General features: G+C 39.9%; 25 protein-coding genes. 15 read left to right on the top strand and 10 right to left on the bottom strand.

Annotated features, from left to right (window positions below; genetic code table 11):
• The first annotated feature begins 175 nt into the window (after positions 1-175).
• Both ACQ7EO_RS20985 and ACQ7EO_RS20990 read left to right on the top strand, forming a co-directional pair.
• Positions 176-2,578, top strand: coding sequence for a TonB-dependent receptor plug domain-containing protein (locus tag ACQ7EO_RS20985; protein WP_434278623.1), 2,403 nt, complete (start codon positions 176-178; stop codon positions 2,576-2,578).
• A 299-nt stretch (positions 2,579-2,877) separates the two neighbouring features.
• The gene (locus tag ACQ7EO_RS20990) at positions 2,878-3,411 is read left to right on the top strand and encodes a hypothetical protein (RefSeq protein WP_434278624.1); all 534 of its coding nucleotides are present in this window, start codon (positions 2,878-2,880) and stop codon (positions 3,409-3,411) included.
• A gap of 1 nt (position 3,412) precedes the next feature.
• Here ACQ7EO_RS20990 and ACQ7EO_RS20995 read toward each other — a convergent pair whose 3' ends face one another.
• The 4 genes from ACQ7EO_RS20995 to ACQ7EO_RS21010 form a co-directional block, all read right to left on the bottom strand.
• A complete protein-coding gene (locus tag ACQ7EO_RS20995) occupies positions 3,413-5,761 on the bottom strand; it encodes a glycerophosphodiester phosphodiesterase family protein (RefSeq protein ID WP_434278625.1) in 2,349 nt (782 codons plus the stop codon).
• Positions 5,762-5,905: 144 nt separating this feature from the next.
• Positions 5,906-7,180: a replication-associated recombination protein A gene (locus ACQ7EO_RS21000; RefSeq protein WP_034614710.1), complete on the bottom strand. Its 1,275-nt coding sequence runs from the start codon at positions 7,178-7,180 to the stop codon at positions 5,906-5,908.
• A 70-nt stretch (positions 7,181-7,250) separates the two neighbouring features.
• A complete protein-coding gene (locus tag ACQ7EO_RS21005; protein WP_434278626.1) occupies positions 7,251-8,180 on the bottom strand; it encodes an alpha/beta hydrolase in 930 nt (309 codons plus the stop codon).
• 83 nt (positions 8,181-8,263) lie between these two features.
• Complete coding sequence (locus ACQ7EO_RS21010) at positions 8,264-8,716, bottom strand: YcgN family cysteine cluster protein (RefSeq protein ID WP_154130164.1); 453 nt, start codon at positions 8,714-8,716, stop codon at positions 8,264-8,266.
• Positions 8,717-8,905: 189 nt separating this feature from the next.
• Between ACQ7EO_RS21010 and ACQ7EO_RS21015 the strand changes: the two genes are divergently transcribed.
• The 8 genes from ACQ7EO_RS21015 (at position 8,906) to ahr (ending at position 14,138) form a co-directional block, all read left to right on the top strand.
• The gene (locus ACQ7EO_RS21015; protein WP_004718815.1) at positions 8,906-9,064 is read left to right on the top strand and encodes a DUF1328 domain-containing protein; all 159 of its coding nucleotides are present in this window, start codon (positions 8,906-8,908) and stop codon (positions 9,062-9,064) included.
• 183 nt (positions 9,065-9,247) lie between these two features.
• Complete coding sequence (locus ACQ7EO_RS21020; protein ID WP_096732481.1) at positions 9,248-9,985, top strand: dienelactone hydrolase family protein; 738 nt, start codon at positions 9,248-9,250, stop codon at positions 9,983-9,985.
• 63 nt (positions 9,986-10,048) lie between these two features.
• Positions 10,049-10,417 carry an HIT family protein gene (locus tag ACQ7EO_RS21025; protein ID WP_004718818.1) on the top strand — a complete coding sequence of 123 codons (369 nt, stop codon included), beginning with the start codon at positions 10,049-10,051 and terminating at the stop codon, positions 10,415-10,417.
• Between the two features lie 135 nt (positions 10,418-10,552).
• On the top strand, positions 10,553-11,587 hold the full coding sequence (gene mutY / locus ACQ7EO_RS21030; RefSeq protein WP_004718819.1) for an A/G-specific adenine glycosylase: 1,035 nt from the start codon (positions 10,553-10,555) through the stop codon (positions 11,585-11,587).
• Positions 11,588-11,662: 75 nt separating this feature from the next.
• Positions 11,663-12,211 carry a M23 family metallopeptidase gene (locus tag ACQ7EO_RS21035; protein WP_004718822.1) on the top strand — a complete coding sequence of 183 codons (549 nt, stop codon included), beginning with the start codon at positions 11,663-11,665 and terminating at the stop codon, positions 12,209-12,211.
• Between the two features lie 30 nt (positions 12,212-12,241).
• Complete coding sequence (locus ACQ7EO_RS21040; RefSeq protein WP_004818256.1) at positions 12,242-12,487, top strand: hypothetical protein; 246 nt, start codon at positions 12,242-12,244, stop codon at positions 12,485-12,487.
• 42 nt (positions 12,488-12,529) lie between these two features.
• Positions 12,530-13,084, top strand: a complete 555-nt coding sequence (locus tag ACQ7EO_RS21045) for a DNA-3-methyladenine glycosylase I (protein ID WP_434278627.1) — start codon at positions 12,530-12,532, stop codon at positions 13,082-13,084.
• A gap of 31 nt (positions 13,085-13,115) precedes the next feature.
• Positions 13,116-14,138 (top strand): NADPH-dependent aldehyde reductase Ahr, encoded by a 1,023-nt coding sequence (ahr, locus tag ACQ7EO_RS21050; protein WP_034614740.1) that lies wholly within the window; start codon positions 13,116-13,118, stop codon positions 14,136-14,138.
• An 84-nt stretch (positions 14,139-14,222) separates the two neighbouring features.
• Here ahr and ACQ7EO_RS21055 read toward each other — a convergent pair whose 3' ends face one another.
• Positions 14,223-15,659 carry a PLP-dependent aminotransferase family protein gene (locus tag ACQ7EO_RS21055; RefSeq protein ID WP_434278628.1) on the bottom strand — a complete coding sequence of 479 codons (1,437 nt, stop codon included), beginning with the start codon at positions 15,657-15,659 and terminating at the stop codon, positions 14,223-14,225.
• A 110-nt stretch (positions 15,660-15,769) separates the two neighbouring features.
• Between ACQ7EO_RS21055 and ACQ7EO_RS21060 the strand changes: the two genes are divergently transcribed.
• Complete coding sequence (locus ACQ7EO_RS21060) at positions 15,770-16,177, top strand: hypothetical protein (protein WP_034614694.1); 408 nt, start codon at positions 15,770-15,772, stop codon at positions 16,175-16,177.
• Here ACQ7EO_RS21060 and ACQ7EO_RS21065 read toward each other — a convergent pair.
• Positions 16,137-17,027, bottom strand: coding sequence for a LysR family transcriptional regulator (locus ACQ7EO_RS21065; protein ID WP_434278629.1), 891 nt, complete (start codon positions 17,025-17,027; stop codon positions 16,137-16,139). The genes ACQ7EO_RS21060 and ACQ7EO_RS21065 overlap by 41 nt on opposite strands.
• Before the next feature lie 123 nt (positions 17,028-17,150).
• Between ACQ7EO_RS21065 and dkgB the strand changes: the two genes are divergently transcribed.
• Together dkgB and ACQ7EO_RS21075 are read left to right on the top strand one after the other, a co-directional pair.
• The gene (dkgB, locus tag ACQ7EO_RS21070) at positions 17,151-17,963 is read left to right on the top strand and encodes a 2,5-didehydrogluconate reductase DkgB (RefSeq protein ID WP_154130161.1); all 813 of its coding nucleotides are present in this window, start codon (positions 17,151-17,153) and stop codon (positions 17,961-17,963) included.
• Between the two features lie 276 nt (positions 17,964-18,239).
• Positions 18,240-19,415, top strand: coding sequence for an MFS transporter (locus tag ACQ7EO_RS21075; protein ID WP_004818249.1), 1,176 nt, complete (start codon positions 18,240-18,242; stop codon positions 19,413-19,415).
• A 168-nt stretch (positions 19,416-19,583) separates the two neighbouring features.
• Here ACQ7EO_RS21075 and ACQ7EO_RS21080 read toward each other — a convergent pair whose 3' ends face one another.
• Both ACQ7EO_RS21080 and dapB read right to left on the bottom strand, forming a co-directional pair.
• The gene (locus tag ACQ7EO_RS21080) at positions 19,584-20,234 is read right to left on the bottom strand and encodes an START domain-containing protein (RefSeq protein ID WP_244014566.1); all 651 of its coding nucleotides are present in this window, start codon (positions 20,232-20,234) and stop codon (positions 19,584-19,586) included.
• Positions 20,235-20,291: 57 nt separating this feature from the next.
• Positions 20,292-21,107 carry a 4-hydroxy-tetrahydrodipicolinate reductase gene (gene dapB / locus ACQ7EO_RS21085; RefSeq protein ID WP_004718838.1) on the bottom strand — a complete coding sequence of 272 codons (816 nt, stop codon included), beginning with the start codon at positions 21,105-21,107 and terminating at the stop codon, positions 20,292-20,294.
• 289 nt (positions 21,108-21,396) lie between these two features.
• Here dapB and ACQ7EO_RS21090 point away from each other — a divergent pair, with 289 nt between their 5' ends.
• Positions 21,397-21,588 carry a hypothetical protein gene (locus ACQ7EO_RS21090; RefSeq protein WP_096732466.1) on the top strand — a complete coding sequence of 64 codons (192 nt, stop codon included), beginning with the start codon at positions 21,397-21,399 and terminating at the stop codon, positions 21,586-21,588.
• 307 nt (positions 21,589-21,895) lie between these two features.
• Positions 21,896-22,084, top strand: coding sequence for a hypothetical protein (locus tag ACQ7EO_RS21095; protein WP_411171944.1), 189 nt, complete (start codon positions 21,896-21,898; stop codon positions 22,082-22,084).
• Positions 22,085-22,164: 80 nt separating this feature from the next.
• Here the strand turns inward: ACQ7EO_RS21095 and dnaJ are convergent, their stop codons facing one another.
• Positions 22,165-23,277: a molecular chaperone DnaJ gene (dnaJ, locus tag ACQ7EO_RS21100; protein ID WP_004718844.1), complete on the bottom strand. Its 1,113-nt coding sequence runs from the start codon at positions 23,275-23,277 to the stop codon at positions 22,165-22,167.
• A 92-nt stretch (positions 23,278-23,369) separates the two neighbouring features.
• Complete coding sequence (locus ACQ7EO_RS21105) at positions 23,370-23,747, bottom strand: hypothetical protein (RefSeq protein ID WP_004818242.1); 378 nt, start codon at positions 23,745-23,747, stop codon at positions 23,370-23,372.
• Positions 23,748-23,794 lie beyond the last annotated feature (47 nt).

The raw sequence follows: 23,794 nt of genomic DNA on the forward strand, positions 1-23,794 counted from the left end.
ACTTCCCATAAAACATCGCATGATAAAATCTAGATTTCTAAACTGAGAACACTTTAAATAACCATACACTTTGCAGATTTTATTCTATTTATATTTTTAAAAGTTGTTTTCTAAATAATCTCAAGCTCACTATGATCACAACAAACCGTTACAAAAAGAGCTACAAAATAGAGTTATGCGTACATTATCAAAACGATATTCATTAAGCCTGACCGCCAGCTTAGTTTTTACATTTCTGTATCCACATGCCTACGCTGCGGAACAGATTCCAGCCAATCAAGAAGTTAAAACACTTGATACCATTGTTGTCACAGGTACACGTTCGCTAAAACGTTCTAAAACAGATTCCTTACAACCGATTGATGTGATTAGTGCAGCGGAATTGACAGAACGTACAGGTTCAAGTGAGTTAGGTACGGCGCTGGCTAAAATTATCCCCTCGATTAACTTTCCTCGTCCAACCGTTGTCGATGGAACAGAACTCGTTCGCCCAGTGCAACTAAAAGGGCTTTCTCCTGATCAAGTTTTGGTCTTAGTGAATGGTAAACGTCGCCATACTGGGGCATTTATTAACCTTGGGGGTACCATTGGACGTGGTTCAGCACCGACCGATTTAAATGCCATTCCGATTTCTGCCATCAGCCGTATTGAAGTACTTAGAGAAGGTGCGTCTGCTCGCTATGGTTCAGATGCAATTGCTGGTGTCGTCAACATTATCTTAAAGTCTGATCCTAAAACAGGTGATGCAGGTATTCGCTACGGTATTTATAACAAAGGTGATGGTGAACAAAAACAATCCTATGTCTCTGGCGGTACTCAACTGGGCAATTATGGTTATGCCATTTTTTCTGGTGAATGGCAGGACAATGAAGCAACCAATCGCGCAGGTTTAGACCTTCGTGATCCAAACGCCACTACATACGGACAAAGAACTTTCCGTTTTGGTGATCCAAAATCTGATGAGGTAAAAGCTTCTGTTAATGCTGGTTTTGACCTCAGTGATACTGTTGAATTATATGGTTTTTCAACCTATAGCCATCGTAATGCAGAAACTGCTGGATTCTATCGTTTGAGTAATGCCTCGAACAATGTACCTGCATTATTTCCAAATGGTTATTTACCGCTGATTCGCGGTCAATTAGATGACTTTAGTGCTGTTGCAGGCTTACGTGGGGAAGTCGCAGACTGGCGCTATGATGTTTCAGCCAATTATGGCTTAAACCAATATGATGTAAATACAAAAACCATCAATGTCGATCTATACAAAGATACAGGTTCAACACCAAATTCATTCCATAATGGACAGTTAAAGAATACCCAAGCTGTTTATAATATTGATTTGTTAAAAGAATTTGAGATCTCTGCTTTTGCAAGTCCATTAAATGTCGCGTTTGGTGCTCAATATTTAAACCAACAATATCAAATCAAAGCAGGCAATCCTGCCTCTTATTATAAAAGTGGTTCTTCAGGTTTATCAGGCTTTCGCCAAGCAGATGCTGGGAAATGGACACGTGACAGTTATGCAGGATATCTCGATTTAGAAACAGATATTACCCAAAAACTTTCAGCATCTACAGCCTATCGTTATGAGAAATATGATGACTTTGGGGACACCAATAATGCATCTCTTTCGTTACGCTATAAGCTTTTACCTCAAATTGCGGTACGTGGCTCAGTTTCTACAGGCTTTCGAGCACCGAGTCTAGCACAACAATATTTCACTCAAACCTCTTCGCAATTGGTCAATGGACAGTTTGTTGAGGCTGGAACATTTCCAAGTTCTTCACAAGTTGCACAATTGCTCGGTGCAGAAGACTTAAAAGCTGAAAAATCAAAGAACTATAGTCTTGGCTTGGTATTTACCCCAACTAAAAACCTATATGTAACTTTGGATGCCTACCAAATTGATATTGATGACCGTATTAGCTTATCTTCAAATATCAATGCCAGCAGCCCCACTGTTCGCGCTTATTTGGTGTCTAAAGGGATTACCGATACCAATTTCAGCACGGTTCGTTTCTTTAATAATGCCAGTAATACCCGCACTCGTGGTGTAGATTTAGTTGCCAATTACCAATGGCAAAACTTGCCTTATGGCGAGTTAACCACATCTTTGGCTTATAATTTTAATCGCAATAAAGTCACCGATGTCGATAAAAACCCTGAGATTTTAAATGCCTTGGGTGTCAACCTCACCCGTTTAGACCGTCGTGAACAATATGGTTTATTGGCTGGAAGCACACCTGAACATAAATTCAGTTTAGCCAACGATTATAAAATTGGAAATTTTGGTATCAATACCAATATCACACGTTATGGAAGCTTCGAAACTTACAGTAACTCAGGTGCTGCCAGTGATCAAAAATTTTCTGCAAAATGGCTGTTGGATTTAGCACTGACATACCAATTAAACAATTGGAAATTTACTGTTGGGGGAGACAACATTACCAATGTTTATCCTGATAAAGATGTTTATGACATCAACAAACCTACTGGCGGAAGTTTGCAATACAGCCAGTTCTCACCGTTTGGCTTTAATGGCGCATTTTATTACGGCAAAATTAATTATAAGTGGTAGAGGTTAAAGTTAACCAAGGGCTTCAAACCGAGTTGAATGACTCGGTTTTTTTATGTGTATCGTTATTGGGTATATCCTCAACCTGTTGAGAAACGCATAGACTAGAATATAATTTTTCTTCATTCATAATTTTAATTAAATCAATTTGCGTAGACGCTACCTAACTTTTCAGAGATGAACAGAGACGAGTGACAAAATCTCCTGTTGGATCAGCGAGTATCGTTAAGCTTGGATTGCTGATGAACTTTTTTTAAGAAACTTATATACTCAAAACAAACGATATTCAGATTTAATCCAACATGATAAAAACAATTTATGCTGTCATTTTATTCTTGATCATTTTAAATCCTGCACAGGCGGAAGAGTTAAACTGTCAGCAAGATTATCCTAAAATTATTGCGCCTGACTTAGATCAATTAGGACAAGATTTAAAGAAAAATGATTATTCATTTATGCAACAAAAAACCCATCCATCTCTGATCAATTATGTTGGTGGTGCAGAAGCTTATCAACAGCTGCTTAAATACGCTCAAAATCTGCTTACCAAATCACAGGTAGAAATTGTCAATGTACAATCAAAGCCGCCACTTTATAGCTATATCGTAGATCGTGAAGAAATTTGCTTTGTACCCAAAACCATCACCATGAAAGTTGCAGGTCAAATTCAAGCGGCATCACCCTCATTTATGGTCGCCATTCGTTCACTACAATCACATCAATGGACCTATCTGGACGGTGCAGGACTAAAGAATAATCCTCAGATCCTGTTTACACTTTTTCCAAATTTCCCCAAAGATGTAAAACTCCCATTTCAAACAGATACCATAAAATAAGCTATTGGATGATGACCTTTATCGGGGCTGAAAAGATTTGATAGAAGTTTTGTGCATCAATCTGATATTTATAACCTGCCAAAACATATGCAGTGCCCTTTTCAGAGAAACTCAACTGACCATTTTTAATCTCATGTTTTGCAGAACCTGATAAAACGACAAAATTACTGAGTTGTTGATTGAGTTTCACGCCATCTTGCTGAACCAATTGCGCATTGAGTAATACCGGCTGTTCAGCTTTTACTTTGACATTTTTGGGTGCTTGAATATCAACGATGTATTTTGCATAAAGTTGCGCAGAATTTGTGGTTATCCCGTAGGTCCCTGCAATATATAATTTTTTAAATGTTTCATCATTCAATGCCCAAGGCCAAAAACTGATTCCACGGTGCTTGGTCGTTTCTAAAAGATTGATCAAATCAGCACGATAAGCAGGGTTATACGTTGAATTATATTTCTGAACATCGGTATTGATTTGTTTGGCCGCAATTAAAGTATTGCGACTATTGGGCATACTTCCAACCAATAACCCTCGTGGTATCTCAGACAATTGTGACTGTGCACGCGCAACTTGATCTGCATTAAATGAGGTCGTGACGACTTGATTTTCAACTTGGTACTTTTTAATTTCATCCTGCATTTTTGCAACCAATGCTGGATTGGCACTTTTCATTTCGATCATTAGTACAAAGTTTGGATTGTGCTTAAATGTAGTGAAATATTCTGCAAGGGTCGGTATTGGATAAGCTTTGTTTTTAGATTTTAATTGCTGAACCTGCGCAAGGCTCATTTCTTCAATTTTACCTGTTGAACGCGTAGTGCGATCCACTGTTGCATCATGCATCACCACAAGATGCTGATCTTTGGTTAAATAAATATCGTTTTCAACAATATCTGCACCCAAAGCAACTGCATGTTTTGCACTTTCTAAGGTATTTTCATCTTCTAAACTAGGTACACCACGATGCCCAATAATAAAGGGTTTACGCAATAAAGTGTTTTTTGGAAATTGTTTTAAGACACTAGCAAATAGCGTACTTTGCGTTGTAATAATCCCATTCACACCTGAAGTCAAAATACTGGCAACATCCTGCGGATCATGTGCTGGTGTATCAACCCACACTGTCATTAAATGACGTTGAATAAAGCTGACACTCGATTTGTTGGCAAGGCGATGCGGAAGAACCACGATGCGTGCATAGGCCTGATTAGTACGACGCATAATTTCAGAAAGACTTGCATGGCTGTCCTTTAAATTTTCGCGACTTAAATCTAATGCTGTGCGAAGCGTAGGTACAATTTGATGCGCAGACTTGAGTAAATCATCACTTTTCGACAATACAGTAATATCGCTCATATCGTTAGATTTAGAGAGTAATTTTAAGGCTTCAATACTTTTGGGATCTTTGATTTCTAAAACAGGAATGGTATTGCGCTGTGGATTGGATAAATATTGTTGTAATGTTTCAATCACCTGCCCTGTCTGATCAAGCAAGTTTAAATTGGCATCTAATTGATAATATAACTGATTGGTTGAATTTAATGGACTGCTGGTATTTTTAACTTTTTGAATCAGCGTCGGTGCCAAACCAACATTAGTTTGAATTTCTTGTACTTGAGTGACTTTATTGGCTAAGTCTGGCAATGCACTGGTTTGTTCAGAGACTTGAATATTTTTAACTTTTAAGACTAGGCCTGTTGCTGAAAGCCCGATGCCGCCTTTGGCAGATCCTTGGTCAAGTTCTACGTCCTGCATTAACTGGTGGTTTAAATAGTGTTGTACGCGTTGCCCAGAGACCACAATGCTGGCTTTATACCATTGATTTGCTTTGATGTTCTCCGAAAATGCTTTCGTTTCAGAGACGTCCCATTGCCCATTACTTTTATGCCGACCAAACTCCGTACCATTTTTTGCAGTGGTGTCTGTTCTGAGGGTAAATTGATAATAACTGCTGGGAATCACCCCCTGAGTTTCTGTGACATCATAAATCACACTGCCCCAACGTGAGTTATTGACAGCTTGGTCTAAAGTAAATTCGAGATCAATGCGATAGTTTTGTTGTTTTTCAAGATTTTGCGGTAATAAAATTGAGGTCGGACTGACTGAATTTGCTCGACCATCAATATGAAGTATCCCATTTTCAACATAGACGTTGCCGGCATTGTTGCCAGGAATACGCCAGCCTTGAGGGATTGTTTTTTGCTGAACAAAACTTTGTTGATAAAGTGTTTTAAGCGACTGCGAAGCAAGTTTAGGCTGATTTTGGGTCGAAATTTTACTTGCTAGTTCAGCATGGCTCAACATCGACAAAGAAATTAAAACAGCAAAAGATAAAACGGATAATTTCATAAAATTTCTAAACCATTTAGAAGCACTTTGCTCAAGCGTATTTCTAAAATGATGTCAGCCTAATTTAAATTTTGCCGATATTTTAAACCTTTATATAAAATAGAACATCTATTTAAAAGATGCCTAAGCAAATAAACTTCTCAACTACTGTTGCTGCTGTTCTTGTTGCCAACGACGTTGCTGTAAACGCTCACCTTCAACTTCACGCTTATTACGAGCAGACTCATATAATTTTGTGCCTTTCAATTCAGGTGGTAAATATTCCTGTAGCACAAAATTTTCAGGGTAGTTATGAGGATAAAGATAATCCACACCATAGCCTTGTTGTTTCATAAGCTTGGTCGGTGCATTACGTAAATGGAGTGGCACAGGTAGGTTGGACGTTTTTTCTGCAAGTTCTAAGGCTTTATTGATCGCCAAATAAGTGCTGTTACTCTTTGCACTGGTTGCCAGATAAACTGCGCATTGGCCTAAAATAATTCGACACTCAGGCATGCCTATCGCTTGAACCGAGCGGAAACATTCGCCCGCTAAAAGCAAGGCATTTGGATTTGAGTTTCCAATATCTTCTGAAGCAGCGATCAACATACGACGAGCGATAAAAACCGGATCTTCACCGCCTTTAAGCATACGTGCCATCCAATACAACGCTGCATCAGGATCACTACCTCGAATAGATTTAATAAACGCAGACACAAGATCATAATGCTGCTCACCTGATTTGTCATAGCGTGCAATATTCTGTTGCGCAACTTTGACCACGATCGCATTGGTCACAATATTTTCAATATCGGACTCAAAGGTACTGGCAATTAAATCGATTAAATTAAGTGCCTTACGTGCATCACCCGCAGCAAATTGAACCAATGCATCAAATTCTTCAATCTGGATATGGCGGTCTTTTAAAAATTTATCTTGTTGAATCGCGCGTAAAATGAGTTCTTGAATCGCCTCATTACTTAATCCATTTAAGGTATACACCTGACAACGAGACAGCAAAGCACTGTTGACTTCAAATGAAGGGTTTTCAGTGGTCGCACCGATCAGGGTAATTTTGCCTTTTTCAACCGCATTCAATAAGGCATCTTGTTGCGACTTATTAAAACGATGAATTTCATCAATAAACACCACCGGTGTTAATAAATCACCACTGTCAGCAATCACCTCACGGAGCTCTTTTACCCCTGTATTTAAGGCAGATAAGCTAATAAATGTACGATCGACTGCTTGAGCCAATAACAATGCGATGGTGGTTTTTCCAACACCAGGCGGCCCCCAAAAAATAATCGAGGGTAAATGCCCTTGATCAATCATTTGACGGAGTGGTGCTGCAACACCGAGTAAATGATCTTGCCCAATAATTTCAGACAAATCACGTGGACGTAAACGTTCTGGAAGCGGAATTTGAGTGTCTGACATACTGCTTTTTTAATTGATGAATGCTGTCCTTAGTCTACTATGGAAAATCATCAATATTGCACTTTCAGCTTTAAAATAATCGATTCTGCAAAACATCCATTAACGAGGCCTGAAATACTTGACCATGACTAAGATGTGGATAAAGCATTAATTTGCCATCTACGCCTTTACTGGCCAAATCTAAAACCAATTGACGGTTATTTTGAATCATATCCCGATCTGCATTTGGGCTGATTGGTCTCGTTGTAGACTGAATGATGTCACCTTCCATCACCCATAATTTTTTATTTTTTAATTGCTCAGGCGGGGCTTTTTCAACGGCTTTGAGTAATCGAGAATCTGCCCATGTGAGAGATGGACTGGCTGAAAAATAGTGTGAAAACTTATTATCTGTGCTTTGACTATTTAAAAGGGTATCTAAAACAAATAAACCAGCATAAGAATGTCCCCACAATGCGGTACGTTGCTTATCCAGTTTTACTTGCGTATTGACCCACGGCATAATTTTTTCAAACAGCACCTGTCTAAATTGTGCACTTCCGCCAGCCATACGTTCAGGATTGCGTGGGTCAGCCGCTACTTTTCCAGATTCATCAGCAGGTGTGTAGTCTACAGACCGTGAAGCGGACTCAAACGGTAACTGGGTTTGATAGCCTATAGCCACCAACACAGGGCTGTCTTGTTCGGATAGTTTTTTTAACAGTGACTCATCTAAACGCGCCATAGCAGAGTTGCCATCTAACATGTAAACAGCAGGTAAGATCTTATTTTTATTGATATGTTTAGGAATACCGACCCAAACTTTATAATGCCGTTGTTGATCTGCGGATTGAAAATTTTTTACTTGAAATTGATAATAACTGGAGCCTTGGTCCGCAATATTTGGCCCTAAAGCTTGCAAATCTGGTTTTGCATAAACATTGGAGTAAATACCGAAACTCAGGCTGATTGCACATAAACAGAATGTACTTTTTTTGAATAACCAAGATAAAGCAAACATTTTAAAAACACATCAAACTGGAGGGCTTGGTTATCATATTACTATTTGATAATGATTATCAATTCATAATTGATTCAAAGCATTTACCGCACCCATCTTACAATGTATTCATCGATTTCTTCTTCATTGACTTCTGTTTCGGAGATACAACGCCCAGCAGCAGATTTTCTGGCTTTAATCACATTGCTTCTTGAGCCTGTGATCAGATAGTGCCATGCCGGTAAATTTTTACCTTCATTCACCCGACGATAAGCACAACTTGAAGGCAACCAATGAATATTGGCTAATTTTTCAGGGCTTAATTGAATACAGTCGGGTACATAATCTAAACGATTAGGATAGTCAGAACATTGTGCTGTTTCACAATCGAGGAGTTTACAAGACACTTTGGTATAGGCTATTTCATGTGTGTCATCATCTTCTAATTTCACCAAACAGCACAACCCACAACCATCGCACAACGCTTCCCACTCGGTCGGATTTAACTCAGACAGTGTATAATTCTTCCAAAACTGGGGGCGGATCTCAAAGGTCATGGCATAACATTAAAGTTATTTAAGGCGAAATAATTATATCAGTATATAAGCAGAAATTAGAAAATTTAAAACAGAACAAACCTTTACATATTGCTTTATTAATCACACTTTTTAAACACAACTTCACAAGTCCCTTAGATTTTTCTGCCTATACTGAAAATACATAACAAAAATATGGAGATGAATCTTATGTTTCGTTGGGCAATTATTTTCGCTGTGATCGCCTTAATCGCAAGTTTATTTGGTTTTGGTGGTGTTGCGGGAATGTCTAAAGACTTCGCAGTCATTCTTCTCGTTGTCGCGGTAATCCTCGCGATTGTTGGTTTTATTTCGAGAGGAAAAGTTTAGCTTTTCCTGATCAATTTTCATGAAAGAGAAGAACCTTGGTTCTTCTCTTTTTCATTTGAAAACGACCTTTTTCATTCATAAATTTTCACATTTCTATTGTAAATATTCGAAATTTAGTCATTTGAATCTTATATATTTATGCTTTAATCAATCTCATTCTCGCCGATACACAAGGATTAACAGATGGCTCTTGCAATCAAAACTCGTGAAATTCAATACCAAGCAAAAGATGGAACAACTTTAATCGGTTATTTTGCTGCGCCTGAATCCGCACAACCAGTTGCAGGTGTGATTGTTGGTCCAGAATGGTGGGGCCGAAATGAGTATTCTGAACAACGTGCTCGAGAGTTGGCACAACATGGTTTTGCTGCGCTGGCAATTGATATGTATGGCGATAAAAAAACCACGGCTGTTGCGACTCAAGCCCATGAGTGGATGATGCAAACCTTCCAACATGAGCAAACCATTGTTGAGCGTTCAGCCGCGGCTTTGGCTGCTTTAGCAGCACAACCAGAAGTCGATGCAACGCGTTTGGCTGCGATTGGATTCTGTTATGGTGGTAAAGTGATATTAGATTTGGCACGCTCAGGTGCTGACTTAAAAGCTGCGATTACTTTCCATGCAAATTTATCTGCGCAAAAAGCAGCGGAAGCAGAAAAATTTAAAGCGCAAGTGTTAGTGCTACATGGTGAAAAAGACAGCATGGTGTCTTTGGCAGATGTCGAATCGTTTAAACAAGAAATGCAGCATGCTCAGGTAAAATCTGAAGTGATCATCCTCAAAGATGCTAAACATGGCTTTAGTAACCCACAAGCAGATGAAAAAGCAAAAGCCAATGGCGTAGATCTAGGTTATAACGCCGAAGCAGAAAAAGCAGGATTAGCAGCAATGTATGATTTATTAGATCGCACCTTGGCTTAACCTACTCTGGCTTAATTAAAATACGTTCTACGTCGATTAAGACAACAAAACGAGGGATTAGAAATGACTGAAAAAGTATGTCCTTATTGTGACTTTGAAGAATTTGATATCATTGATAAAAATGAATTTGGTGCAATTTTGCCTGAACATAACCCTTTGTCTAAAGGTCATTCAGTGATTATTCCTTTGCGCCATATTGCTTCTTTTTTTGAGGTTTCAGAGAAAGAACGTAAAAGCCTTTCCTCTTTATTGGAACTGGCACGTAACGAGCTTAAGATTCGCCATCAACCTGAAGGTTTCCATATCGCTTTTAATGATGGTCATGTGTTTGGTGAAGACCAAAGTGAACATTTCCATATTCACATTATCCCACGTTATAAAAACGAACCGCTTAAACTGGATAAGCGTTGGGGTATCATCAACGAAAACTAAGTTGTGGCTATAAACGCATTTGAAAAGACGCTTTGGCGTCTTTTTTTATGTAGATTACTGCTCAAGTTTAAGATAATTTTCCGCAATAAATTTATCTTGGTTATACTGAGCATCCAATTTTTACGCTAGATTGTTATGTCGCAATTTTCATTTTCAGATGCGCTATTGACTTGGTTTGATCAACACGGGCGCCATGATTTACCGTGGCAAGTGGCTGATGATCCATACAAAGTTTGGGTGTCTGAGATTATGTTGCAACAAACACAAGTCAAAACTGTACTACAATATTTTGATAAATTTATCCAACGTTTTCCGACTGTCGATGATTTGGGTAAAGCTTCATGGGATGATGTTGCCCCCTATTGGGCAGGATTAGGCTACTACGCCCGTGCGCGCAATTTGCATAAAGCAGCAGGCGTGGTCAGCCAGCAAGGGCATTTTCCACAAAGCTTAGAACAATGGGTGGAACTTTCAGGTATTGGTCGCTCTACTGGTGGCGCACTGATGTCGCTTGGCTTACGCCAATATGGCGTCATTATGGATGGCAATGTAAAACGTGTTTTGGCCCGTTTCTTTGCCATTGAAGATGACCTGAGTAAACCCATCCATGAACGAGCCATGTGGCAACTGGCGGAAAGCTTATGCCCAACTGAACGCAACCACGACTATACCCAAGCAATTATGGATTTGGGCGCAACCATTTGTACGCCCAAAAAGCCACTCTGCTTATACTGCCCTATGCAACAACATTGCCAAGCCCATCAACAAGGGCTAGAAACTGAACTGCCTTATAAGAAAGCTAAAAAGCCTGTTCCTGTTAGAACTGGCACAGTGTTATTAATTGAGTCAGATCAACAATGGTTATGGGAACAGCGTCCCAACAGTGGTTTATGGGGAGGCTTATGGAGTTTACCGATTTTTGAAAATGAGCTCGCGTTTCAACAGCTTTGTCAAAGTCTAAAACTTATTTCAACTGTTGAACCTGTCCAAATCTCGCATAGCTTTACCCATTTCACATGGATTTTAAATGCGCATATTGTTCGAGTTGAATCAGACCAAAAAGAATACCTCCAGGCTGAACTTGGGGGCGAATGGTTAACACCACAAAAAGCTACACAAATGGGCATCCCCACAGCCATGAAAAAATTGATCTCAGCAGTAAAAATATGACATAGTCAGACACGGGTATTCGAAGCATATTTCAATTTTAATTTGCCCTTTTGAAACTTGAAAAAAGGATTTCTCGTGTCACGTAGCATCCAATATTGCTTGATGGCCTTGCTTGCCATTATTTTAACTGCATGTACCACTGCACCTAAAAAGCCAAGCTCATCTAAGCCTCAGCTTCCACAAGCTCAAATTAACCGCCTAAAAGCAATGTCAATGCCAACCCGATTGGCAATTCCTGTAGATGGAGTAAAACCACAAAACCTCACAGATACTTGGGGTGCATCTCGCAGTGCTGGGCGAGCACATGAAGGAATTGACATCATGGCTTCACGTGGAACCAAAGTTTATAGTAGTACTGAAGGTGTGATTGCCAGCTTAAAGAGCAATAATCTGGGGGGTAAAGTGATTTGGCTCATCGGACCAGGTGGGGTTTATCACTATTATGCTCATCTAAACGATCACAAACGTGGTCTACAAGAAGGCGATTACGTTAAAAAAGGTCAGTTAATCGGCTATGTGGGCAATACGGGAAATGCACGACATACTGCACCGCATTTGCACTATGGACTATACTTAAGGGGTAAAGGCCAAGGTGCAGTCAACCCCTACCCTTATTTACGTTAATTTTAGATTGAATCAATTTAGGAATATTCCATGTCAGAAGCATTGCTTGAGCGTTTAGTTGAATTTGCAGAATCAGGCAATCAACAAAAAATTGCCCTCAATGGACAAAATCATCAAGGCTGGATTATGGAAATCACCGATGAAGCATTAATGATCAGTACTGGCTTTGCAGACAAAGCGGGTAAAGATATTTGGGTAAGTTTTAAAGATTTACAACATGCGCAACTTTCCTATTGGGACAACAAACAAGATCAATGGGTCGAATTTAAACTTTAGACAATTAAAACTTAAATCAATCAGAACAATGGTAGATCTTTTATGACAAATAAACGCTGTGGTTGGTGTTCAGATGATCCTCTTTATATTGAATATCATGATCAAGAGTGGGGTAAGTCCAATCGAGATGAACAGCATTTATTTGAAATGCTTTGCCTAGAGGGGCAACAAGCAGGTTTATCTTGGATTACTGTTTTAAAAAAGCGTGAAAGCTACCGCGCCCAATTTTTTAACCACCCGATTCAAACCATCGCCAATTTTACTGAACAAGAGCTTGCGCTAAAATGTCAGGATGCTGGGCTGATTCGCCATATTGGGAAATTAACGGCAATTCGTGACAATGCTATTGCATGGCAAAACATGAAAGCTCAAGAGATTGATATGGTGAACTGGTTATGGGATTTCGTCGACCAGCAAGTACAACTCAATGATGTCCCTGATTATAAATTAGCGCCAGCACAAACCGAAACCAGTCAAAAGCTTTCTAAAGCGTTAAAAAAGAATGGTTTTAAATTTGTTGGTCCAACCACTTGCTATGCCTTTATGCAAGCAGTGGGTATGATCAATGACCATGAAAATGATTGTATATCCCGCTAAAAGTTTAACTGAACAAACAGGAAGGATTCACATGTCAAATAATACGTTTCATGCTTATGCTGCCTTAGAGGCAGGTGCAGCACTTGTGCCCTATCAATTTGATGCAGGTGAATTACAGCCTCATCAGGTCGAAGTCAAAGTTGAATATTGCGGTTTATGCCATTCCGATGTTTCAGTGATTAACAATGAATGGGGAAATTCAGTTTTTCCAGTGGTTGGCGGTCATGAAATTATCGGTACCATCACTCAACTGGGTTCAGAGGCGAAAGGATTAAAAGTCGGTCAACGTGTTGGTATCGGCTGGACTGCGGAAAGTTGTCAGCACTGTGATCCATGTGTTAGTGGTCAACAAGTGCTTTGCACAGGGGGTTCAGTTGCAACTATCGTTGGTCATGCAGGCGGGTTTGCAGATAAGGTTCGTGCAGGTTGGCAGTGGATTATTCCTTTTCCTGAAGATTTAAATCCTGAAAGTGCTGGTCCTTTATTGTGTGGTGGTATCACTGTTTTTGACCCAATCTTAAAACATCAAATTCAAGCAGTTCACCATGTTGGTGTCATTGGGATTGGTGGTTTAGGTCATATGGCCATTAAAATACTCAAAGCGTGGGGTTGTGAGATCACTGCCTTTACATCAAGTTTGGACAAAACAGATGAACTTAAAGCAATGGGCGCAGACCATGTGGTCAATAGTCGCGATGCCAATGCGTTAAAAGCGCAACGTGGCAAATTTGATTTATTGCTGTGTACGGTAAATGTGAGTTTGGACTGGAAAGCATATCTCAATACACTGGCACCAAATGGCACAATTCATATGCTAGGTTTAGTCCTCGAACCGATGCCGATTCCTGCGGGCGCACTGATTGGCGGTGCAAAATCAGTGACCGGTTCACCAACAGGCTCCCCTTTTGCATTGCGTCAATTATTACAATTTGCCGCACGCAAAAACATTGCACCACAAATTGAAGTTTATCCAATGTCAAAAATTAATGAGGCTTTGGAGCGACTTCATTCTGGAAAAGCCCGTTATCGTATCGTATTAAAAGCGGATTTCTAATTTAAGTCTGACCATCCATCACGGTTTATCAAGAACCGTGAATGGAATAAGCCTGTCGTGGTATGCGTTTGCTCACAAATCAGTTTAAGCCACACTCTTGGCTAACAATTCACCCCTGACCCAATCTGCCAATAACATAATTGCATCCTGAATTTCCTGAGACAATTCATGCCCTGCATTTAAACGAATACAATTGTTATAACGGTGATCCTCACCAAAAATAATCCCTGGCACAATATTGATACTGTATTGCTGTGCATAGTAATACAACGCCAAGCTATCAATCTGCTCTGGGAACTGTAACCACAAGGCATAACTTCCCTGCGGTTGATTTAAACGGATCTCTACCCCATAAAAAGCATGTTGAATAAACTGTAAATATTGCGCAACTTGAGCCATCAACTTAGGGCGTAACTCACTCAAATGCTGACGATAGGCTCGGCTATAAATCAAATCAGCAAGACCCAATTGCAATGGTGTATTGACCGAAACATTTTGTAAAATCAACTTGGCATGTAAGTGCTGTAAACGTTGTGGCAAACAGAACCAACCGACCCGATAAGAGGTCGACAACGACTTGGAAACCGATCCGCAATAAACCACATAGCCCTGTTGATCCCAATATTTAATCGGTAAAGGGCGTTTGGCATTAAAGCTACATTCAGCATAAATATCATCTTCAATTACGTAACACTGATACTGCGCTGCCAGCTGTGCGATTTTTTCTTTCTCGGCATTAGTCAAACAGAAGCCTAAAGGGTTTTGAAAATTGGCCGTTAATAAACAGACTTTTGCAGCTGAGTTTTGCATCTCTTGTTCTAAACGATCCAGATCAAAACCTTCGGTATTGGCGGGGATTTCAATAATTTTTCGTTTGAGCAACGCCAACAATTGCAACTGACCATTATAGTTTGGTGTGGGCACAATCACACTGTCACCGATTTGGCTCAGGCTTTGAATCATCACAGACAATGCCGGCATACAACCATTGCTGATATAAATATCTTCTTTGGCAATATAAAAGCCATCTTCAGCCCAATGTGCTGACAAAGCCTCTCTTAACTGAAGGTGCCCTTGGCGGTCATTATATAAAAAGTCTTCTGGTTTACTGTGCTTTAAAGCACGTTGTATTGAACGGCGTAAGGCCTCTACAGGAACTAGATTAGGCGATAACTGAATCGAACCTAAATGGATCAGCTTATTATTGATTGCTGCTTCATGAATTTGAATTTGTAAGTCTAGATTTGAAACCTCACGTGCTCTCGACTTAAAATCAGGATGGTCAGGTACAGCAATCTGCGAGGCTTTTTGCTGCGATTGAACAAAATAGCCAGACTTTTCTTTGACATAAATCAAGCCTTGCGCTTCAAGCAATTCATAACAACTCTTTGCTGTATTCAGACTAATATTTTGCAATGCTGCAAATTTTCGCAAAGAACTGAGTCGTTGCCCAACGGCCAACTCACCACAATAAATTTTCTGTGCAATTTGTTGTGCTAATGTTTGATATTGAAACGCCATATCTGTACTCAAATTTTAATATTTGTTGTATCTGTATCTATAAAGTTAACAGATTTATGCTTCATTCACAGCCAATTTTTACAAACAAATTGATTTGAAAGGAGAAAAAAATGAGAACGATCGCTTTAATCAGTATTGTCTTTGGATTAACTGCTTGTCAGCCTCAGCAGGTCAATCAAGCTGCTCAGAAACAACATTTTGTATGTAAATCTTTGATTGAAGGCTTTTTAAAAACACAAAATTTAGCTGAGTATCAACTTGATCATCTAGAACCCACCCTACATCAGACTGCTGCTGTGCGAAACTACCGCTACCATACCAGTAGTGATCAACGGATGAAAATTAATATCCCAGTGCAAAAAGACTTGCAGTTCAAATGCCTTCAGACAGCAACTGATCATTTTGAAATCCAATTGGTCAATCCACAACAACCCAGTAGCCAAACTTTACTGAGTCTGGATTTACCACCACAAAAGACTATCGAAACTTTGACAGCTTTTGCGTTAAAAACTCAATAAATAAACGGACACGCTTTGGTAAATGTTCCTGTTGATAATACACCGCATGGATGTGTTGCTCATAAAGCTCTATTTGATCTTCAAATAGAGCGATCAAGCGTCCTTGCTTTATATCTTTTAAAATTTCAAACTCAGACAATCTCGCAATTCCATGCCCGCGTAAACACAGTTGGCGGACAGTTTCACCACTGGATGCTTTGATTTTTGGTTTGACAGTAAGCCTTTCTCCATTGACTCGAATCGGCCAAGTATTTAAACGGCTGACTTTGCTAAAGCCAATTTGCGTATGATTTAAAATATCTTGCGGTGTTGCTGGATAACCATGTGTGGCTAAATACTCAGGACTGGCAACGATATATAATCGGCTTTTACATAACAAACGTGCATGTAAGCTCGAATCATTAAGATCCCCAAAACGTATTGCAACATCTGTCTTATGTTCTAATAAATCGATGATCTGATCGTTACTGTTTAACTCTATTTCAATTTCAGGATACAACTGAGAAAACTCTTGCATCAACGGTGCAATCACATGCAATACAAAAGGTGTCGCGGAATCCACACGAATCAGCCCAGATGTATCACTGTCAGATTTTAATAAAGCATCTTCTGCTTCATTGAGGTCATGCACAATTTTTCGGGCTTTTGCTAAAAATAATTGCCCCTCTTGAGTCAACTTAAGTTTACGTGTTGTCCGCTCTATTAAGGTGACATTCAGTTTAGATTCAAGTCGTTGCAAGGCTCGACTTACACCTGAAGTGGTTTGTTCAAGATGCGTTGCAGCTGCAACAATCGAACCACTATCAACAATATTAATAAAAGCCTGTAATTCTTCGAGTGTAGATTTCATTGCTGTCAGCGCTCTGCTTATTGTTGATTTCTAGTCAACAATATTTTGCATATTCCTATATTTTTCCGCAACAATTAAAGTTGCAAAATACACCCAATCTCAGAAAATAAAGTGAAATCCAGCATGACAAACATCGTTCCTCAATTTGGTGTCGGTACTTTCCGTTTAACAGGACAAACTGTGATTGACTCGGTCAAAACAGCCTTAGACGTTGGTTATCGTGCTGTAGACACTGCTCAAATCTATGGCAACGAAGCAGAAGTCGGTCAGGCCATTGCTGAAAGCCATATCCATCGTGATGATTTATTTATCACAACAAAGATATGGACAGATCATTATCAAGCCGACAAACTTATTCCAAGTCTTAAAGACAGCTTACAGAAACTGGGTACTGATGCAGTCAACTTAACCTTGATTCACTGGCCAGCGCCAAGTCTCGGAATTTCTGTTGCAGAAATGATGCATAACCTGTTAGAAGCGAAAAAGCTGGGCCTAACTGAACATATTGGAATTTCAAACTTCAATATCGACTTATCGCAACAAGCCATTGCTGCTGTAGGGCTTGAAAATATTGCCACCAACCAAATTGAACTTAGCCCTTATTTGCAAAATGATAAGTTGGTGAATTTTTTACAGTCACAAAATATTGATGTGACCTCTTATATGACCTTGGCGTATGGCAAAGTTTTAAATGACCCAACATTAACTGAAATTGCCAAACAGCATCAGGCTTCTAGCGCTCAAATTGCATTGGCATGGGCATTGCAGAAAGGCTTTGCTGTCATTCCGTCATCGACTAAACGTGAAAACTTAATCGCCAACTTAAAAGCACAAGAGATTCAGCTATCTGCTGAAGAAATGCAATTAATCGCGCAATTGGAACGTAATGGCCGTGAGGTTGATCCTGAAAACTTAGCACCTCAGTGGGATGTTTAATTCACTGCTGGAGTAAAAGTGATTTAAAGCAGCGCAAATCTTGGCTCAGGCTTTGATTAGCAAAGTTGGGGTACTAAGTTTTACTTACTAGGCTTCAAAACAGGCTTTACCCCCTTTTGATCATGACTTAGATTGCTTCGCAAGATTATTTTCTTGCGAAGCTTTATTTTGTCACTTCATCAAAATAGCGGCTGAAAAGTAAATGACCATCCCAGTGATTGACTAAACGCTGTTACACCCCATCATTTTCAATATGCTGTATATTTGAGATTCCTCATGAAATTAAATTTTCCCTTACTCGCATTAGCGATTGGTGCTTTTGCAATAGGAACAACAGAATTTTCTCCTATGGGCTTTCTTCCCCAAATTGCAGAAAATTTGAATATTTCAATCCCTACCGCAGGTATGCTGATCACCGCGTATGCACTCGGTGTCATGATTGGTGCGCCGTTTATGACCTTATGGTTTGGACGGTTTCCACGACGTAAAGCGCTTATTTTAGCCATGATTATTTTTACCATTGGCAATATTCTTGCTGCAATTGCCCCCAATTACTGGGGCTTAATGGCCGCTCGAATCCTGACCAGTCTCAATCATGGGGTGTTTTTCGGGATTGGTTCCATTGTTGCAACAAGCGTCGTACCTAAAGACAAGCAAGCCAGTGCTGTTGCCACCATGTTTATGGGCCTCACCATTGCCAACATCGGTGGTGTTCCTTTAGCCACATGGGTTGGGCAGAATATTGGCTGGCGTATGTCATTTGCAGCAATCGCCTTACTCGGCGTGATTACTATGCTGTCACTATGGAAAGCCTTGCCTGAAGATAAAGCAAGTCAACGGCCTGATGTCAAAGCAGAATTAAAAGTGCTGACTCGGCTGCCTGTGGTTCTTGCATTGCTCACCACGGTGATGAGTGCAGGTGCAATGTTTACCCTCTATACCTATATTGCGCCTAGCCTACAAAACATCACCCATGCCAGCCCGATGTTTATTACCTTGATGCTGGTACTGATTGGAATTGGTTTTTCAATTGGTAATCACTTAGGTGGGAAATTTGCAGACTTGTCACTGACCAAAACATTGACCAGTTTCTTGCTGTTACTGATGGTGAGCATGTTGCTGTTCCCTATACTGGCTCAAACTCAAATTGGTGCAGCATTGGCACTGATTGTCTGGGGAGCAGCAGCCTTTGCAGTGGTCCCACCTTTACAGATGCGTGTCATGTCTGTTGCACATGAAGCACCTGGATTGGCATCCTCTGTGAATATTGGGGCATTTAATTTAGGCAATGCTTTAGGTGCAACAGCTGGTGGCGCAGTATTGAGTATGGGCATGAGTTATGCTGCGGTGTCTATTGCAGGTGCGGTACTCACAGCTTTAGGGCTAGTGCTGGTTTTTATTCAAATGAAAATGAATAAAGCACCTGTACAACAATATAGCCATTCAGCCTAGCGATTAACAATCGTGACAAAGACTGCAAGTAACCTTTCTTTCTACATCAATACCTTAAGAAAGGTTACTTTCAATAGTTAAATGGAAAGATCTGCTAAGCATTATTTTTTCGAATATAAAGTTGTTTCGTCAATAGGGTCTGCTTCAGGATTATTGATCAAACAACGTCTATTTTAAAATATCAGGCAAAGCTGCAAAGGGTTTATTCTTTGCCAATTCTGTTTTCATTTTCTGCAACATCTGATAAGGCTGCTGTTCGACCAAAATATTGGTTAAGCTTGCAGGAATAGAGCCTTCTGGATTGGCGTGTCCAGAGGTAATGACTTTGACTTTATTGGCACCCAGTTTTTGAAAGGTCCAATCACCTGAATAATCTTTTAAACGCACATAGTCAGGATTCAGTGCTTTACCTTGCTGAATCGCAGAATTTTTAATAAAAATACTGCCATTTGCATCTTTAGACATGGTTCCTTTAACCACCATGTCGCGATCTTTTAACGGAAAGGGAAAATCTAAAACCATATAAATGCTGAATTCACCTTTTTTATCATCGCGAGATAACACTTCAGCTTTGGCAACATTGGGGACCCATTTCGGTGAGTTTTTAACATCCAATACCAAAGCAACAGCACGATCAATCGGCACATCTAATGTTGTTTCAGCTTTATAAGACAACACAGAATTACTGGCATCCTTGTATGTCCATACCTGAATGTTATTTTTATTCAAACTCAATTTGGCATTGTTTGGTAAAGCAGCTTGTGTAGTCAGGCCAAAAGCACTGATTACACAAGCAAATAACATCACTGTTTTTTTCATTTTTGAATGTTCAAAATTTGACTAATTGTTTTAATTCTATCGCATCAGATTTTAAGCTTAAATATCATTTAAGCCTAAAACGTCTTTCATATCGTATTTTTTTGCATCTTTGCCGACAACCCAAGCGGCTGCACGTACAGCACCGGCAGCAAAATTCATACGATTCGTGGCTTTGTGTGTCACTTCTACACGCTCACCTTCGCCAATAAACATCACTGTATGTTCGCCCACAATATCACCACCACGAATCGTTTCAAAACCAATGGTTTCACGTTCACGTGGACCTGTATGCCCCTCACGACCATAGACAGCAACTTTCTTTAAATCACGACCCAGTGTGTCAGCAACAGCTTCACCCATCATCAGTGCAGTACCTGATGGTGCATCTACTTTATGACGGTGATGAGCTTCAATAATTTCAATATCCACAGTATCGCCAAATACTTTAGCTGCCAGCTCAAGTAATTTAATCGAAACATTCACACCCACTGAATAATTTGCCGCATAAACAATCGGTGTCTGAGTCGCAGATTGATTTAATAGCTCTTTTTGTTGATCCGAGAAACCAGTTGTACCAATCACCATTGCAACACCAGCAGCACTGCATAGTTTTAAATTATGTTCAGTGGCAACAGGCGCAGTAAAATCAATTACCACATCCACATCTTTGAGGATCTCTTCCAAGTTGCCAACCACTTTAATCCCCACAGCACCAATTCCTGCAAGCTCTCCTGCATCTGCACCAATTAATGTGCTTTCCGGGCGCTCTACTGCAGCAGCAAGTTGAAAACCTGCTTGTTGTACAGCTTGAATCAATGTACGGCCCATACGGCCACCTGCACCTACAATACCAATGCGTGGAGCTGCTGACATACGATCTTCCTAAATCTGAATTTGAAAATTTGGCTCTACTATAACAAAACTCGGTTCTAAGACGACGTTTCAATATAAAAAAATACTGTGATCTTTTTGCTTGCTTTGGGATCTGATGCGCTCATTGGTCCGGAATAGCCTGAACGAATAAATAGATTAATTTTATAAAATATATCGGTAAAACTTTGAAAAATTTACAACTTTTCAAATTTATTTCATCAAAATGCAAGAATCCCACAGCAGACTACATGCCACGAATGAAAAGAATATGGCTTATAAGGAGATCAATATGCATTCGAATAAAATGGCTTTCGCTCTAGTACTCGGCATGATGATGACAAATGTTTGGGCTGAATCAGCACCTACAACAACATCAGCAACAACTGAAGAAAAAACACTTGTTCAATCCAATAGCAGCACAGCATCTGAACCTCAAACAGAAGTTCGTGTTGAAGATATTGATGCACCAATCATCGAGTAATAAGTACCTATTTCTCAGCGGTTGAGGGTATGTCCAATATCTTCGACCTGTCTTTTTTAAAATAGCTCAATTCAATTGTAATCATCATCATAAAAATCAGGCTTTATCGCTAAACATTAACAGTTATATTATTTTTAAATCATCTAAAAACTGCTTGAAATGTATATTAAATTACAGCTAAAAATAACTAAAAAGTAAAAATTAAATTCTTCAGATCTATTAAACTAAAAGCGCTTGGATGCAATCATAAAAAGCAAATATCAAAGGAAATACCATGCAACTCAAAAAAATCATTTTAGGATTGGTGATGACAACAACTGTTTCACTCGTTTGGGCCGAAGACACAACGCCTACATCCACTCCTGCCCCAACATCGGAATCATCGACACCAGCAACACATCCCGCGGTGATACTCCCCCAAGATGATAATTCAATAGATGCGGCCCCAGATGACAACGAATTTGATTTATCACCATCAGATCAAGCATCAAAATAAAAAAACGGAGCAACAAGATCTGTTGCTCCGTTTTTACATCTTCAATGTTTAGCTTGCTAAATGAAAAGGTCTAAACTCAATTAGTCAAATAAACGATCGAAGAAAGATTTTTTCTTCGGTGACGATTTATTGTCATCACTTTCCATCGTGGCTTGAAGTTCTTTCAATAGCTCACGTTGGCGGCTGGTCAAATGTACAGGTGTTTCCACCACAATACGGCAAAGTAAGTCACCTTGCATACTGCTACGTACAGGTTTTACCCCTTTACCGCGTAGTCGGAACATTTTACCGGTTTGTGTACCTTCAGGCACTTTCAAACTGACACGGCCATCCAATGTTGGAATTTCAAGTTCTTTACCTAAAGCAGCATCTGCGATACTAACAGGTACATCCATATATAAGTCTGCACCATCACGTTGGAAGATATCGTGCTCACGCACTACGACTTCAACGTATAAATCACCAGATTGACCATCACGGATCGCTTCACCTTTACCTGTTAAGCGAACGCGATCACCATTATCAACACCTGCAGGAATAGTAACTTCAAGGGTCTGCTGACGATCTGATACACCTGAACCATGACATTTGCTGCATGGATTTTTAATAATTTTACCTTGTCCACGACAGGTACTACATGTCTGCTGAACAGAGAAGAAGCCCTGTTGCATACGCACTTGACCTGCACCATGGCAAGTCTTACAGGTTTCTACATCATTTGGATTTTTTGAACCTTTACCATCACACACATCACAAGGTGCTGGTGCAGTAAAGGTAATGGTTTTCTTAACGCCTCTCACCGCTTCTTCAAGCGTTAATTCCATAACATAACGCAGGTCGGAACCACGACGCGCACGTTGCTGACCACGGCCACCACCGCCAAAAGCGCCACCGAAGATGTCACCAAACTGACTGAAAATGTCTTCGGCACTGAAACCACCACCAAAGCCACCGCCGCCCATACCACCTTCAAAGGCGTTATGACCCATACGGTCGTACATGCTACGTTTTTCACCGTCAGAAAGAATTTCATATGCTTCCGCACATTCTTTAAACTTTTCTTCAGCTTCTGAGTTGTCAGGATTACGATCTGGATGATACTTCATCGCCAACTTACGGTAGGCTTTTTTAATTTCATCATCACTAGCGGTTTTAGCAACACCTAAAACCTCATAATAATCACGTTTAGCCATGATTGGCGATGCTCCACAAAATTTGATAATACTTCTATGCAGAGTAAATTGGGGGCGATGTTATTTTTTACAAGCGTGAAATGTGGTTTTTTTTAAAAAACAGCTTTTTTCTGTAAATATTTAGTAAAACCTTTGAGCCATATATTGAGTAAATATAACCATGCAATGGCACTAAATACCACACCAGCCACAGTGCACGCTTTTACCCAAATGAAACTGTCCCAATAGAAAAAGATTAACGGAATAAACCATAGCGCAGCAAAGGCTGCCAAAATCAAAAAAATGAGAGCATTGCGCATAATCCACAACGCTTGCGCATGTATCCATACCTCTGCATTATCTGCCACTGCTACTTTACGTGCTAACCAATACGCCAACACGGCTGTAATCACCGTAAACAATGCAAGAAACATAAACAAATAAGAGCTCGTAATAAATTTACGATGCTGTTCTGGATTTGTTTGCCCCATGGGTGTTTTTGACCTCAAATTTATTGCATACCGATTTACTTATTATG

It is taken from the genome of Acinetobacter sp. CE-15 (assembly GCF_051059255.1).
GTDB lineage: Bacteria > Pseudomonadota > Gammaproteobacteria > Pseudomonadales > Moraxellaceae > Acinetobacter > Acinetobacter guillouiae.

What these genes read in the sequence shown, in the direction of transcription:
- ACQ7EO_RS21065 (WP_434278629.1), bottom strand. Translation starts at nt 17,027, where the DNA reads ATGAAATCTACACTCGAAGAATTACAGGCTTTTATTAATATTGTTGAT.
- ACQ7EO_RS21015 (WP_004718815.1), top strand. Translation starts at nt 8,906, where the DNA reads ATGTTTCGTTGGGCAATTATTTTCGCTGTGATCGCCTTAATCGCAAGT.
- ACQ7EO_RS21020 (WP_096732481.1), top strand. Translation starts at nt 9,248, where the DNA reads ATGGCTCTTGCAATCAAAACTCGTGAAATTCAATACCAAGCAAAAGAT.
- ahr (WP_034614740.1), top strand. Translation starts at nt 13,116, where the DNA reads ATGTCAAATAATACGTTTCATGCTTATGCTGCCTTAGAGGCAGGTGCA.
- ACQ7EO_RS21000 (WP_034614710.1), bottom strand. Translation starts at nt 7,180, where the DNA reads ATGTCAGACACTCAAATTCCGCTTCCAGAACGTTTACGTCCACGTGAT.
- ACQ7EO_RS20985 (WP_434278623.1), top strand. Translation starts at nt 176, where the DNA reads ATGCGTACATTATCAAAACGATATTCATTAAGCCTGACCGCCAGCTTA.
- ACQ7EO_RS21080 (WP_244014566.1), bottom strand. Translation starts at nt 20,234, where the DNA reads ATGAAAAAAACAGTGATGTTATTTGCTTGTGTAATCAGTGCTTTTGGC.
- ACQ7EO_RS21010 (WP_154130164.1), bottom strand. Translation starts at nt 8,716, where the DNA reads ATGACCTTTGAGATCCGCCCCCAGTTTTGGAAGAATTATACACTGTCT.
- ACQ7EO_RS21095 (WP_411171944.1), top strand. Translation starts at nt 21,896, where the DNA reads ATGACAACAACTGTTTCACTCGTTTGGGCCGAAGACACAACGCCTACA.
- ACQ7EO_RS21025 (WP_004718818.1), top strand. Translation starts at nt 10,049, where the DNA reads ATGACTGAAAAAGTATGTCCTTATTGTGACTTTGAAGAATTTGATATC.
- ACQ7EO_RS21045 (WP_434278627.1), top strand. Translation starts at nt 12,530, where the DNA reads ATGACAAATAAACGCTGTGGTTGGTGTTCAGATGATCCTCTTTATATT.
- mutY (WP_004718819.1), top strand. Translation starts at nt 10,553, where the DNA reads ATGTCGCAATTTTCATTTTCAGATGCGCTATTGACTTGGTTTGATCAA.
- dnaJ (WP_004718844.1), bottom strand. Translation starts at nt 23,277, where the DNA reads ATGGCTAAACGTGATTATTATGAGGTTTTAGGTGTTGCTAAAACCGCT.
- ACQ7EO_RS21005 (WP_434278626.1), bottom strand. Translation starts at nt 8,180, where the DNA reads ATGTTTGCTTTATCTTGGTTATTCAAAAAAAGTACATTCTGTTTATGT.
- ACQ7EO_RS21055 (WP_434278628.1), bottom strand. Translation starts at nt 15,659, where the DNA reads ATGGCGTTTCAATATCAAACATTAGCACAACAAATTGCACAGAAAATT.
- ACQ7EO_RS21105 (WP_004818242.1), bottom strand. Translation starts at nt 23,747, where the DNA reads ATGGGGCAAACAAATCCAGAACAGCATCGTAAATTTATTACGAGCTCT.
- ACQ7EO_RS21040 (WP_004818256.1), top strand. Translation starts at nt 12,242, where the DNA reads ATGTCAGAAGCATTGCTTGAGCGTTTAGTTGAATTTGCAGAATCAGGC.
- ACQ7EO_RS21090 (WP_096732466.1), top strand. Translation starts at nt 21,397, where the DNA reads ATGCATTCGAATAAAATGGCTTTCGCTCTAGTACTCGGCATGATGATG.
- ACQ7EO_RS21075 (WP_004818249.1), top strand. Translation starts at nt 18,240, where the DNA reads ATGAAATTAAATTTTCCCTTACTCGCATTAGCGATTGGTGCTTTTGCA.
- dapB (WP_004718838.1), bottom strand. Translation starts at nt 21,107, where the DNA reads ATGTCAGCAGCTCCACGCATTGGTATTGTAGGTGCAGGTGGCCGTATG.
- dkgB (WP_154130161.1), top strand. Translation starts at nt 17,151, where the DNA reads ATGACAAACATCGTTCCTCAATTTGGTGTCGGTACTTTCCGTTTAACA.
- ACQ7EO_RS20995 (WP_434278625.1), bottom strand. Translation starts at nt 5,761, where the DNA reads ATGAAATTATCCGTTTTATCTTTTGCTGTTTTAATTTCTTTGTCGATG.
- ACQ7EO_RS21060 (WP_034614694.1), top strand. Translation starts at nt 15,770, where the DNA reads ATGAGAACGATCGCTTTAATCAGTATTGTCTTTGGATTAACTGCTTGT.
- ACQ7EO_RS20990 (WP_434278624.1), top strand. Translation starts at nt 2,878, where the DNA reads ATGATAAAAACAATTTATGCTGTCATTTTATTCTTGATCATTTTAAAT.